This window comes from Cytobacillus solani, from assembly GCF_006704205.1.
In the GTDB taxonomy this organism is placed as follows: Bacteria; Bacillota; Bacilli; order Bacillales; family Cytobacillaceae; genus Cytobacillus; species Cytobacillus solani.
On sequence record NZ_CP041305.1, the window covers coordinates 3,794,937 to 3,807,873 of the forward strand.

Annotated in this window: 16 protein-coding genes; 14 read left to right on the top strand and 2 right to left on the bottom strand. The window is 35.1% G+C overall.

The window, feature by feature from the left end:
• The first annotated feature begins 222 nt into the window (after positions 1–222).
• From FI644_RS19015 to yodN, 12 genes are all read left to right on the top strand, one after another.
• A complete protein-coding gene (locus FI644_RS19015) occupies positions 223–1,056 on the top strand; it encodes a class II fructose-bisphosphate aldolase (protein ID WP_142108721.1) in 834 nt (277 codons plus the stop codon).
• Between the two features lie 25 nt (positions 1,057–1,081).
• Positions 1,082–1,780 (top strand): triose-phosphate isomerase, encoded by a 699-nt coding sequence (locus FI644_RS19020; protein ID WP_142108722.1) that lies wholly within the window; start codon positions 1,082–1,084, stop codon positions 1,778–1,780.
• Positions 1,781–1,782: 2 nt separating this feature from the next.
• Positions 1,783–2,292 carry a YjbQ family protein gene (locus FI644_RS19025; protein WP_053476656.1) on the top strand — a complete coding sequence of 170 codons (510 nt, stop codon included), beginning with the start codon at positions 1,783–1,785 and terminating at the stop codon, positions 2,290–2,292.
• Positions 2,293–2,394: 102 nt separating this feature from the next.
• Positions 2,395–4,374, top strand: a complete 1,980-nt coding sequence (locus FI644_RS19030) for a BglG family transcription antiterminator (protein ID WP_181758129.1) — start codon at positions 2,395–2,397, stop codon at positions 4,372–4,374.
• A gap of 28 nt (positions 4,375–4,402) precedes the next feature.
• Positions 4,403–4,870 (top strand): PTS sugar transporter subunit IIA, encoded by a 468-nt coding sequence (locus FI644_RS19035; protein ID WP_053476654.1) that lies wholly within the window; start codon positions 4,403–4,405, stop codon positions 4,868–4,870.
• Positions 4,867–5,151 (top strand): PTS sugar transporter subunit IIB, encoded by a 285-nt coding sequence (locus FI644_RS19040; protein WP_053476653.1) that lies wholly within the window; start codon positions 4,867–4,869, stop codon positions 5,149–5,151. Before FI644_RS19035 ends, FI644_RS19040 begins: the two co-directional genes overlap by 4 nt.
• Before the next feature lie 17 nt (positions 5,152–5,168).
• On the top strand, positions 5,169–6,485 hold the full coding sequence (locus FI644_RS19045) for a PTS galactitol transporter subunit IIC (RefSeq protein WP_053477571.1): 1,317 nt from the start codon (positions 5,169–5,171) through the stop codon (positions 6,483–6,485).
• Between the two features lie 21 nt (positions 6,486–6,506).
• Positions 6,507–7,148 carry a ribulose-phosphate 3-epimerase gene (rpe, locus tag FI644_RS19050; protein WP_053477570.1) on the top strand — a complete coding sequence of 214 codons (642 nt, stop codon included), beginning with the start codon at positions 6,507–6,509 and terminating at the stop codon, positions 7,146–7,148.
• A gap of 100 nt (positions 7,149–7,248) precedes the next feature.
• Positions 7,249–8,727: an aldehyde dehydrogenase family protein gene (locus tag FI644_RS19055; RefSeq protein WP_053476652.1), complete on the top strand. Its 1,479-nt coding sequence runs from the start codon at positions 7,249–7,251 to the stop codon at positions 8,725–8,727.
• 42 nt (positions 8,728–8,769) lie between these two features.
• The gene (locus FI644_RS19060; protein WP_053476651.1) at positions 8,770–9,036 is read left to right on the top strand and encodes an HPr family phosphocarrier protein; all 267 of its coding nucleotides are present in this window, start codon (positions 8,770–8,772) and stop codon (positions 9,034–9,036) included.
• Between the two features lie 236 nt (positions 9,037–9,272).
• Positions 9,273–9,494: a YozE family protein gene (locus tag FI644_RS19065; RefSeq protein WP_053476650.1), complete on the top strand. Its 222-nt coding sequence runs from the start codon at positions 9,273–9,275 to the stop codon at positions 9,492–9,494.
• Positions 9,495–9,647: 153 nt separating this feature from the next.
• Entirely contained in the window at positions 9,648–10,346 is a 699-nt protein-coding gene (gene yodN / locus FI644_RS19070; RefSeq protein WP_053476649.1) for a germination protein YodN, read from the top strand.
• Here the strand turns inward: yodN and FI644_RS26420 are convergent.
• Positions 10,343–10,513, bottom strand: coding sequence for a hypothetical protein (locus tag FI644_RS26420; RefSeq protein ID WP_156319132.1), 171 nt, complete (start codon positions 10,511–10,513; stop codon positions 10,343–10,345). The two genes, yodN and FI644_RS26420, sit on opposite strands and share 4 nt — an antisense overlap.
• Before the next feature lie 174 nt (positions 10,514–10,687).
• Between FI644_RS26420 and FI644_RS19075 the strand changes: the two genes are divergently transcribed.
• Together FI644_RS19075 and FI644_RS19080 are read left to right on the top strand one after the other, a co-directional pair.
• Positions 10,688–10,861 carry a YozD family protein gene (locus FI644_RS19075; RefSeq protein WP_075209169.1) on the top strand — a complete coding sequence of 58 codons (174 nt, stop codon included), beginning with the start codon at positions 10,688–10,690 and terminating at the stop codon, positions 10,859–10,861.
• Between the two features lie 135 nt (positions 10,862–10,996).
• On the top strand, positions 10,997–11,767 hold the full coding sequence (locus FI644_RS19080) for a sporulation protein (RefSeq protein ID WP_053476648.1): 771 nt from the start codon (positions 10,997–10,999) through the stop codon (positions 11,765–11,767).
• A gap of 41 nt (positions 11,768–11,808) precedes the next feature.
• Here FI644_RS19080 and FI644_RS19085 read toward each other — a convergent pair whose 3' ends face one another.
• On the bottom strand, positions 11,809–12,648 hold the full coding sequence (locus FI644_RS19085; RefSeq protein WP_231690095.1) for a glycerophosphodiester phosphodiesterase: 840 nt from the start codon (positions 12,646–12,648) through the stop codon (positions 11,809–11,811).
• Between the last annotated feature and the right edge of the window lie 289 nt (positions 12,649–12,937).

Sequence of the window (12,937 nt, forward strand, 5' to 3'; positions counted from 1 at the left end):
ATGAATGTTCGTATATGTGTATTCATTGTGGCAGGACAAATGATAGAAGTGTAGCGGAGAATGCTAGCAGCATTTGTTTCGTAATGTCAGATAATAAGGAAAATACAGAAATCATTTCTTTTTTCATTAATAATGTTGAATTAGAACAGAATGCAAGGAAAACGCTTACATAGTATGTTATTTATAAGCGTTATAACATGAAAAGGAGGTGAATAAATAACGATGCTTGTTACTTCAAAAAAGTTATTTGAAATTGCTTTAAATAAATGTTTTGCCATTCCTGCAACAAATTTTGTTGATCAGAACACATTGCGTGCATATATCTCGGTTGCAGAAAATAAACGGTTTCCACTTATCATTTCATTTGCTCAAGCACATCATGAGGTTATGTGTTTAGAAGAAGCTGCTTTACTCGGAAAATTTTATGCAGAAAAAGCAAAAGTTCCAATTGTTCTTCATTTAGATCATGGGCAGGAAATCGAATTTGTAAAACAAGCGGTAGATCTGGGCTTTACTTCAGTCATGATCGATGCATCAAAAGATACGCTCGAAGACAATATTGCGAAGACAAAAGAGGTTATTGCTTATGCACGGCAAAAAGGAGTTGTTGTGGAAGCGGAGATTGGTCACGTTGGTTCAGGAGAAAACTATGAAGATTTGGAGCAGACGGAGTCACTATTAACAACTGTAAATGATGCAAAGGAGTTTTATGAAAAAACGTTAGTAGATTCATTAGCGATTTCTATTGGGACGGCTCATGGTAATTATACTGGAACACCAAAAATTAATTTTGAAAGACTCCATGAAATTTCTCAAATAGTCCCTATTCCGCTTGTATTACACGGTGGATCTTCATCTGGAGATTCGAATCTTCGTCGATGCGCTTTAAGCAACATTGTAAAAATAAATGTGTTTACTGATTTAATGAATGCTGCTGTTCGTGATTTAAAGGGTGAACTAAACTACTTTGATATTCAACATCAGTTACGCGCTGGAATGGAAGAATGTCTTGTACACTACTATTCAGTATTTAATACGCAAACAATCCGTATCTAATTAAAAAAGGGGGTAGTTCCAGACGGTGAATAATGAGAAATTACAAGCACCTTTTTTTGTTATTAATCCGAAGACTTTCTTAATTGGAGAGAAGTTACTAGATTTAGCAAGACATGCGAACCGTTTAGCAAAACAATATCATGTAACTCTCTTATTTACTGCTCCGCATACCGAATTAGGAAACATCGTAAAGGAGTGTCCGAGTCTTATTGTTACTGCTCAACATATGGACAGTATCGCACCTGGTGATTCAATGGGACATATTTCAGCGCATTCATTAGTATATGTAGGAGTACAAGCTGTAGTATTAAATCACGCTGACCATCCTATGACCTTAACGGCGATTGCAAAAGCAATTGAGCGAGCAAAAGAAGTAGGAATACTAACAATTGTTTGTGCAGATTCGGTTCTTGAAGCGCAAGCAATCGCTATGCTTGGCCCGAATGTAATCTTGGCAGAACCAACAGAACTCATTGGTCAAAATCAAAAAAGTGATCGGTTCTATGTAACATCAACAATTGCAAAAATAAAAAAAGTGAATCCGGATATATTAGTCGAACAAGGAGCTGGAATCCGTTCTGAAAAAGATGTAACGGAACTGCTGGAACTAGGGGCTGATGGGGTAGGTGTGACAAGTGGAATCGTGAAAGCATATAATCCGAAAGAAATGATGGAAAAAATGATTCAAGCAGTTGCCAGCTATCAAGAAAAAGGAAGTGTTTGAATGTGGTTTATTCAGGAAAACTGACGCTTTCTTCACATGGAGGGCGCGTAACTTATCATGAAATAACACAACAAGTACGAGATATTGTTGGAAAAAGTAACATTAAAGATGGAATTTGTGTTGTTGCATCTCCTCACACAACCTGTTCCGTTATATTTGAAGAATTCTCATATGATCAAAACTCTTATGGTTATGAATATTTACAAGTAGATTTAAACATTCTTTTAGAAAAGCTCATTCCAAGATGCACAACTGAAGGGCAATATTATCATCCAGGTCCGAAACACATAAAAGTCGGATTAGAAGACTTTAAAGGAAAGATTAGTCCAGAAGCTTATACGATGTTAAATACAGATGCACATCTAAAAAGCACATTATTAGGAACAAGTGAAACCTTTATTATTGAGAATGGAGATTTACAATTAGGTCTAGTAGGCTACATCTATTTTATCGATTGGGATCAAATTCGACCTAGAGATCGAACTTGCCATATAAAAATCATAGGAGAGTAAATTTATATTCGGATTGGTCGAAAAATGGACTTCATATCACATGGCAATTCGGAAAGTTGAAACAGAAATCGAAGACTTTTATGATACAAGGATGTGTCAATATTGTTTGATATTACATCGCGTCAAGCAAAATTACTCGATTTTCTTTCAAAAACAGAAGAGTATTTACCGGCGAAACAGTATGCAGATTATTTAAATGTTTCGGAGAGAACCATTTTTAATGATTTGGATAAATTAGAGAAAATCTGTAAGAGTTTTAATCTAGTTATAGATAAAAAGCAGAATCAAGGAATTAAGCTGATTGGAGATACCTCCACTTCTAACGGATTTATTCAAAAAGTAATCACGAATCATAAAGCGAAGGATCGGGATGCATTATCATCTTTGGAACGTCAAATCCTAATTACTAAGTGGTTGTTGATTAATAGTCAAACTGTAACTTACCAATCTCTCTCATTGGATCTGTATATTAGTACGAGTTCATTAATTAAAGACATCAACCGCATTCGCAGTTTTATGGATGAGGAGTTGCAGCTTGTTTCTAATGGAAAAGGTACTAGGGTAAATGGAAATGAGATTGCCATCCAAAGGACAATTAAACGATTTGCTTACTATTTGATTGAGAAAGAGCTGAATAATAATTCCCTATCAACTTATGCGCATATTCTTGAACCTCTGTTTGATAAAAAAATCATAGAAGCTGTATATGACACGGTTTTCGAATTCCTATCTGTTATGGAGCATAGTATTTCAGAACAATATATCAAGTCACTCTTTATTTCTATATTGATTTTAACCGAGCGCTCTTACCGTGGATTTCATTTAACCAAACTTCCTGAAATACAGTTAGAGGGAGCAGAGTATTTAACAACCTATCCATTAGCATTTGAAATGTGCCGTAAAATCTCTTCTGAACTACAATTTGATTTTACTGAACTGGAGCATCACTTTGTTAGTAATCAATTATTTGCCCATCGTATTCAAGTCAAAATAAATAATAAGCAAATTGAAAAGTTAATTTCAGAAGATATCAAGGACATGATTACAGGTGTAAGCAGAGCAATTGATATTGACTTAAAAGAGGATGATCGATTATTTGATTCACTCATCTATCATGTTTTCCCAATGATCTACCGACTAAAATCAGATATTAACGTCTATAATCCGTTATTGAATGAAATAAAGAATAATTATGGCGTACTTTTTCGTATTATTTGGTATTCAATAGAAAGTTTTGAAAAGAAATATGATATCAAATTAACAGATGATGACGTCGCTTTTATTACGATACATTTTCAAGTCGCCATTGAACGGAAAAATCAAATGTCACAAATATTAGTTGTTTGTCAATCTGGTCTAGTAACATCGGACTTAATTATTCACCGTATAAAAAATTTATTACCATCTAATATTCAATTTAAACTAATCGCAAAACCTCTTTTGAAAAGCGAAGACTTATCAAAGGTTGATTTTATTATTTCATCTGTTCAACTGAAAGAACAATCATGTCCGATTGTTTATGTGTCTCCTTTAGTGAGGGATTCTGATTTGAAAAAGATTTATGATTATTATTTAAAGTATTCCTCAAAAAATAGAAAACAAGAAGATGTTGTATTAACCCCCCATCTAATCTCCAAATATATTAATAGTCGCTATATGTTCATTAATGAAGAGGTAGAGACGAAGGAAGACTGTTTAAATAAAATGATTCAAAGGCTTGAAGAAGATCAAATTGTGAAATCCTCATTTAAAAAGTCGGTGTATGAACGAGAAAAATTAGGAAATACGATTGTGCAAGGATGGGCTGCCATTCCTCATGCAATGTCAACTATGGCGAATGAGACAAAGATTTCCATAATGATGACGAAACAGCCGATTAAATGGAACCACGAAACTTACGTGTCATTTATTATTTTACTAGCAGTAGCTGAGGAAGATCTTAATCAAGTTCGTAGTTTACTAGCCCATCTATATAAAATAATTATTAATTCAGATCGACTTGGGAGTGGTCATTCGTTTAAGTCGATGACTACACCTGATGATTTAATAGCATTTTTACTATGTAAAGATACAATTCAATAAATCTCTCTCGAATATTGGAGGAAGCAACATGTATGTGGAAGAAAACTTAATTTTCTATAATCAACGATTCGAATCTCAGAGCCAGCTCTTTGATTTTATAGCTGATGAATTAGAGGAGAAAAATTATGTCACAGAACAGTTCAGGGAAGCAATTAAAATCCGCGAACAAAACTTTCCTACTGGTTTACAATTGCAGAATTTGAATGTAGCGATTGTGCATACAGAAGTCGAATATTCAAGAACAGAAAAGCTTGTCATTATTAAGCTTGAAAAACCGATAACGTTTAAAAACATCGAAACATTAAAACCATTGGAAGTGGATTTTATTATTGGTCTTATATTACAAGATAGTTATAAGCACTTAGAGGTTTTACAAAAGGTTAGTCGTTTATTACAAAATGAAGAAGTTATTCAAGAAATTCGACAAGCATCTTCTCATGCTGAATTAACAATCCTTATGCAAGATTATTTTAATAAAAAGGAGAATGAAATATGAAAAAGAGAATTGTTGTTGCGTGCGGAGCTGGGCTTGCTACTTCCACAATGATTTTACAGAAAGTTGAAGAGTTTGTAAAAGAACTTGGAGTTAGCTATTCAATCTCCCAATCGCAAATTTATGAGTTAGATTTTTATGATGGGGAAGCAGATTTATTTATTACTTCGATGAAATTAGACCAATCAAAATATAAGACACCAATCGTTGTCGGCACTCCATTTTTAATAGGGTTAAATGAAGATGTGCTGAAAGAACAAATAAAACAAATTCTATTAAATTAAGGGGGATTCATGTGGGCATGATCGATTATTTTTTATCTCTTGGTTCAACCGTTTTTGTACCTATCGTATTGATAATTATAGGCTTGATTTTAGGGCAAGGGATATTACGCTCAATTAGAAGCGGGATTATGGTTGGAATTGGCTTTATTGGTTTAGGTTTGGCGATTTCATTAATCTCTGATCGATTAGAACCAGCAGTAAATCAAATTGTTGAACGATTCTCCTTTAATCTTACAGTAATTGATATTGGATCTGGTGCTGCAGCAGGAGTTGCGTTTTCCACATTAGTTGGTGCTCTAATAATTCCAGCGGTATTCCTGCTTAATATTCTTTTGTTAATAGTTGGTTTTACAAAAACGATGAACATTGATATTTTTAATTATTCTCATTATGCGTTTACAGGAGCGGTTGTTCATTTAATAACAGGGAGCATCGTACTTGGAATTGGAGCCAGCTTAATCCAAGCGACCTGGTCATTATTATCTGCTGATTATTCGGCAAAAAAAGTACAAGAATCTCTAGGAGTCGAAGGGATATCCATACCACAAGGATACGCTGCTAGTACTGTCCCTCTTTTTACAATACTAGAAAAAATATATAATCGTATCCCATTTTTACGTAATTCCCAACTTGATATTTCTTATTTACAAGGAAAAATCGGTATGTTTGGAGATCCAGTCATAATTGGTGCAGTTCTTGGGGTAATTTTAGCTCTGTTAGCAGGTTACAATTTTGTAGAAGGTACAAATCTGTTAATGAGTGTAGTGGCTATAATGGTGCTTTTTCCAAGAATGGTAAAAATAATAGTAGAAGGCTTGCTTCCGATTTCTGAATCAGCAAAAAGCTTCTTTAATAAGCGATTCAAAGGAAAAGAAGTGTTTATTGGGTTGGACTCTGCGATAACGTTAGGTTTGCCAACTACACAAATCGTTGGAACTATGTTAATTCCAATTACGCTAGTACTAGCTGTTATTTTACCAGGAAATCAGGTCTTACCTTTAGGTGATTTAGCATTTGTAGCTTTCTTTACATGCATGGCGACGATTATTCACAATGGGAATATTTTGAAGACTATCATAAGCGGGATTATAAACATGATTGGAGTTCTTTATATAGCTAGTTGGTTCGCACCTTATTTTAGTAAACTTTCTGCAAATAGTGGAGGTACCTCAATAAAAGGTCAAACGACGGCACTTTGGAACGGAAATGTATTTGATTATATTATTGCTCAAATCGGTGGATTTGGAATGATTGGCTTAATTGTGTTGATTGTCATAACGATTCCAATCGGACTATATGTCAAGAAAGTGACAAATCCAAAATCTGCCAGGTGATAGAGGAAGTGAGTGGATTACATGCTAGTTTCAACTTCGATTTTAAGTGCTGATTTTCTAAATCTAGAAAGAGATATTTTGCAATTAGAAGCAGCTGGTGCGGACTTTATCCATATTGATATTATGGACGGTGTATTTGTATCCAATGTAACTTGGGGTTCGTCTACTGTGAAAGCCATTCGTAAACTAACATCATTGCCATTAGATGTTCATTTGATGATAGATAAACCTGAACGTTTACTTGACAGTTATTTAGAAACGAAGGCAGACATCATTATCATTCATCCAGAAAGTACGAAGGTATTGAGAAAAACTTTACTCAAAATTAAAAGTTTTGGTGTGAAGGCGGGGGTGGCATTAAAGCTTGAAACTTCAGTTGATTCAATTCAACATTGTTTAGATTTACTCGATGTTGTTCTTTTTCTCACTTGCGATGAAGGATTCGGGGGGCAAACATTTCATCCTCCTACCTTAGAGAAAATTGCACAAGTAGCAAAATGGCGGAATGAAAAAGAGTTGAGCTATCTTATTGAAGTTGATGGCGGTATCAATCCAAAAACATGCCGGGATTGTAAAGAAGCGGGAGCTGATATTGCAGTTGCTGGATCTTATGTGTTTAACAATAGAATGAAATCAGCAATACAGGAATTACAAAGTATTTAATATCTTTGTGTTATCGAATAAAGAATCTGTTGAATAGACAGAATATTATATCTATTAAAAGTATTAATTGATAATGTAATAGAAATGGAGGGAGACGATCATGAATCAAACATATCAACTTTCAAAAAAAGTGTCAGATTTTTTAAAAGGGACAAAGAAATTATTCATTAATGGAAGTTTTGTAGAATCTGACATGGGGAGAACATTTAAAACGTTTAATCCTTCGAATGGAGAAGTTTTGGCGGATGTGAGTGAGGCTCAAACGGGAGATATCGATAAAGCTGTTAAGGCAGCTAAAACAGCTTTTGAAGAAGGACCTTGGTCTCGGATGAGCTCAGCTGAACGAGGAAAACTAATGTATAGACTTGCAGATTTAATAGAAAAAAACAAACAGGAATTAGCTGAAATCGACTCGCTTGATAATGGAAAGCCTTTACGTGATTTGCTGGATAATGATATTCCAAATGCAATAGGTCAATTTGAATATTATGCAGGATGGACTACGAAAATTGTTGGGCAAACAATTCCGGTTTCAGGGCCTTATTTTAACTATACTCACCATGAACCCGTAGGTGTAGTTGGGCAAATAATCCCTTGGAACTTTCCATTGATGATGGCGGCTTGGAAAATAGCGCCGGCACTAGCTACAGGCTGTACAGTTATACTAAAGCCTGCAGAACAGACTCCATTATCCGCACTGTATCTTGCAGAACTAATAACTGAAGCAGGTTTTCCAGATGGTGTAATCAATATTGTCCCTGGTTTTGGAGAGATTGCAGGAGATGCTCTTGTCAAACATCCACATGTGAATAAAATCGCTTTTACAGGCTCGACGATAGTCGGCAAGCAAATTATGCAAGAAGCTGCAAACACTTTGAAACGTGTTACGCTGGAGTTAGGAGGTAAATCTCCAAACATTATTTTACAAGATGCTGATTTAACGAAAGCAACTTCAGGAGTCTTTACTGGGATTATGGCGAATCAAGGGGAAGTTTGCAGTGCTGGTTCGAGAGTGTATATTCAAAAAAGTCATTTCGATAATGTTGTTGCTGATTTGGTGTCTTACGCTAAAAATGTCAAGCTTGGAAGTGGATTATCTCCAGACACAGAGATGGGACCACTGGTTTCAAAAGAGCAGCAAAACCGTGTTCTCAATTATATTAATAAAGGTAAAAACGAAGGTGCAGAAATGTTATGTGGTGGTGGACACACTTCAAAAGGATATTTTGTAGAGCCAACAGTATTTGTAAGCGTAAATGAGAAGATGTCGATTGCAAGAGAAGAAATCTTTGGACCTGTAGTGGTGGCGATGCCTTTTGACAGCCTAGATGAAATGATTAATCGTGCAAATAATTCATCATTTGGTCTTGCTGCTGGTCTATGGACGGAAAATTTAAAAAATGCGCATTACGTAGCTAATCGATTAAAAGCCGGTTCGGTGTGGGTGAATTGCTATAACGTGACAGACCCGGCATCCCCTTTTGGCGGGTTTAAAGAATCTGGTTTTGGTCGTGAGATGGGATCCTATGCATTAGACAATTACACCGAAGTGAAAAGTGTGTGGATAAATTTGGATTAAAAATTCTTGATTGATATATAAAAGGAAGGAAGGCTAGTTTATATGGTAGAAAAAGATTACAAAGTGATTGATTATGCTGGTATTCATGCGCGCCCAGCATCTTTATTAGTACAGGTTGCGAACCAATATAATTGTGATATAGATATTATGTTCAATAATAGGAAGGCAAACTTAAAATCGATTATTGGGGTAATGTCTTTAGCAATACCGCTGAATTCCGTAATAAAAATCTGTGCATCTGGTTCAGATGAAAATGAAGCAATTGACGCACTTAGCGATATAATTTTACAGCAAGAACTAGGTGTTTAAGATGGAAAGAAACGGAATTAGTGAATTGGCAGGTAATGCAATCGTCACTATCTATAGTTTGAAAACTAGGAGTTAGCAATAGAAAAAAGAGAAATAAAAGAAATCGATGAAAAAGCAATCCAAATTTGGGTTGCTTTTTCATATAGACGGAAGGGCACTTTTTCGTATATAGTAATCGATAGAATATGTATACAATAGAATAAATACCCGTACTTTAATAAAGGCTGGTGATAAAGATGGCAAAAACCTTCTATCATTATTTAATGAAGTATCGACATCCCAATCCAAAAGACTCTATTAGTAAATTTGCTAATCATGCATATAAGGATCATAGTTTTCCGAAGACTTCATCAGATTATCATGAGTTAAGTTTGTACTTGGAATTAAATGGATCTTATATTGAGAATATGACGATATTTGATGAGGCGTGGGATTTATATTTGAATAGTGAAGCTTAAGACAGGCGATCACAAAAACACTCCATTTCATGAATGGGGTGTTTTCATTTCTTATCGGTCCAAACTTCTCCTATTCCGGAGCGATTTTTCCCTTCCATGCATATACTAAAGCAAAGAATTACTCACGACTGAATACTTGAGAGGATGGAGGACATGAGCGATCGAAAAAAACCAAAATACAATATCGGTGATACAGTCGTGATCACTATGTATGGAACCGTAGGGAAAATCACGGATGTAAAGTGGCTAGATGGAATGCATGTTTACGAAGTAAACAAAAGTGAAGGGCTCTATATGGAATCCAGTCTTCAATTATTATCGGATTATGAAGGAGAAGTACTGGAAAAGGAACATATTGATATAGAATATAAATATTTCTTTGGTGATTTAGTTCAAGTGAAAGGATACGGTTCTGATTTATTCAAAATAATGGGGTTTCGAACTGAAATTTGGCGATATAAAGAGGATGCATGGGAAGATATCATTTATGAGCTTTCGAGAATTAGTGATGGGGAATGGCTAGAAGCGGGGGAAGATGAATTGACTCTTGTTGCCGATGCGGAAAGTGCCGATGTTTTTATAGAAAAGTTAGGTCTCCTATATTTTATGAACAAAAAAGAAAAACTTCCTGAAATAAAAAAACTGCAAGGAAACACTTTTCGTAAAGCTGAAAGGGAGTTGCTGGCAAATATTAAAGAAAAAAGAATGTTAATTGATGGATTGCTAGATATTTATAATGATTACCGAATTTTATATGAACTGTTTCAAGATGAAGAGTATTTGCATATCATGCGTGTGATTGTTAGAAAGCTGAAACTAATTGTTAATAATGATGGAAAAAGCACAGTTTAGCGGAGGTTACTTAGCTGCAGTACGAGATAAACTAGCAAAGGTATACCAACCCCTAATGATACCTTAAATAAGCCATTTAAAAACCGGCTAAACACCACAAGAATCATACTCTCTTCTTTATTCAAATCTTCCTTTACTTCTGCTATTGCTCTAGAAATACTAGTCATTTTCTTCCTCCATTTTCTAAATATTTTCTTATGTTCATATGTATGCTTGACCTTTTATAAAATGTCAGATTATCAGATTTATTTGTGTTGAAAGTTAAAGAATTCCTTTTTCAAAAGAAGATTTGCATGAAACCGGAAAGGACATCATACATTCTCTACAAAGGGGGCGATGCTGTGAGGGAAATTGAAGTATTTATTGACACGGAAGAAATTGCAGAATTTTTCTTTCATGAGCTGACAAAACGAGGATTTGTGCCTGCTGAAGGAGAAATAGAGGAGCTTGCTGATATTACCTTTGACTACTTATTACAAAAATGCATTATTGATGAAGAAATTGAAGAGGAATAAAAGAACGAAATGGCGAGGGTGATCTCGTCATTTTTTGCTTTTATGAAAAAATAAACTAATTTTTGAAACCATAAAGTGAAAACACTCGTATAATTTGTATAAGGAAAAAAAGTGATCACTAGGAGGAGTTTGAAAATGTCATTTTTCAATAAGATGTTAGCGAGTGTTGGGATCGGTTCGGCAAAGGTAGATACGAAGCTTGATAGCGATACAGCTATACCAGGCGGAGAAATTCGGGGAGTCGTTGAAATTCAAGGGGGAAATGTAGAACAAAGAATTGATGATATCTATTTAACTTTAAATACGACGTATATAAAGGAAGCCGATGATAAAAAATATACAGTTCCAGCTCAAATTGATAGATTCCGATTAACAGAATCGTTCATGCTTATGGCAAACGAGAGAAAAGTTATTCCATTCTCATTCATTCTTCCTCCAGACACACCTGTATCAATTGGAAGAACGAAGGTATGGATTGCGACAGGCTTAGATATAAAAAATGCGGTGGATCCAACAGATAAAGATTATCTTCGAGTTGTACCTAATCAGTTAATGGATTCCGTGCTTCAAGCAATTAATGGTTTAGGTTTCAGATTAAGGGAAGCTGATTGTGAACAAGCACCCCATCGTTTACGCCGAAGACTTCCGTTTATCCAAGAATTCGAATTCGTACCAGTTTCAGGTCCATTTCATGGAAGATTAGATGAATTAGAAATAACTTTTTTCCCTGCTTCTGCCAATGACATTGAAATTTTGATGCAGGTAGATCGAAAAGTGCGAGGATTAAGCAGTCTATTCTCAGAGGCGCTAAATATGGATGAATCAAATCTTCGTTTTACAGTGAACCAGGGAGATATACCACATATGCAGCAAAAAATTCAATCAATCATTCAAAGCTATTCTTGATCTAAAAAAATAAGCCTTAACAGGGCTTATTTTTTTGTCTATCATTGAAAGATTAATGTAAGGAGGTTACTGTTTGATTCTTTACATTCCTCATCTGAAATAATGCCATTTACACCCAATCTTTGCATTATTTGAAATTGATACTGTTTTTTTATTGTCCACGAAAAAATATCAAACCCGTATTGTTTTGCCTGATGAATAATGGACTTAGAGAGGAGGTGATGATTGACGGATAGGAATGAGGCAAACTTTCTATAGGTTTCAAAATGAAGGATATTAAGCGGTTTTTCTAATAGAATTCCTGAGGAAATAGTTGGAGTTAATTCATGGAATTTTTTTATCTCGTTTATATTGAAGGATTGAACTTTTAATGTGGAAGGTTTTACGCCGTTATCTATATATCTCATCAATATATCTGATAATACCTTTGTCAATTGAGGCTGATTTTCTGAAGATTTCATATCAATAAGTAATCCAATCTTCCCGCCAAATTGCTTCAAAACATCCTCGAGTAATGGAATTCTTTCATTGGAGAATTCAGGGGAATACCAGGATCCTGCATCAAGCATTTTAATTTCCTGAACAGTTAAATCCCCGATATAACCGACTCCATCCGTTGTCCTTTGTACATCAGCATCATGGATAACAACAAGATGGCCATCCTTGCTTAACCGAACATCAAACTCAATAAAATCAAAGCCAAGATCAACAGCTTTTTGAAAAGCAGCCATTGTATTTTCAGGTGCATAGAACGATGCACCACGATGAGCAATAGATTGAAAAGGCTGTAGAGGGTGAAGAATAAAAGAAAATATAGAAATGATTAACCATATGATGAGTGATAAGAAAAAAGGTTTTTTGGCTGCTGTGGAAACCCACAATTTACATCCCCCCATAAGAAGTAGGTTATTAATTACTCTGTTTATCTCCAGCTCCTAGCTTGACGTCCATGATGTACTTGTGTCGACCTCGAGGATTTGGCTAGTAGGTTAAAAAACAATCTTCCATCCAGCTCGTCTAATGCATGTCGGAGGCTGAACAGTCGTCTCCTTTTTCTATAGTATATGAGAGAAAATCCAAAATGTAAGCGCTGTCATACCGATAAATTGTACTATCGACAAAAATCGTATTTTTTCTTTGAAGGAAACGACAGGAGTAAAGGCGAAAACG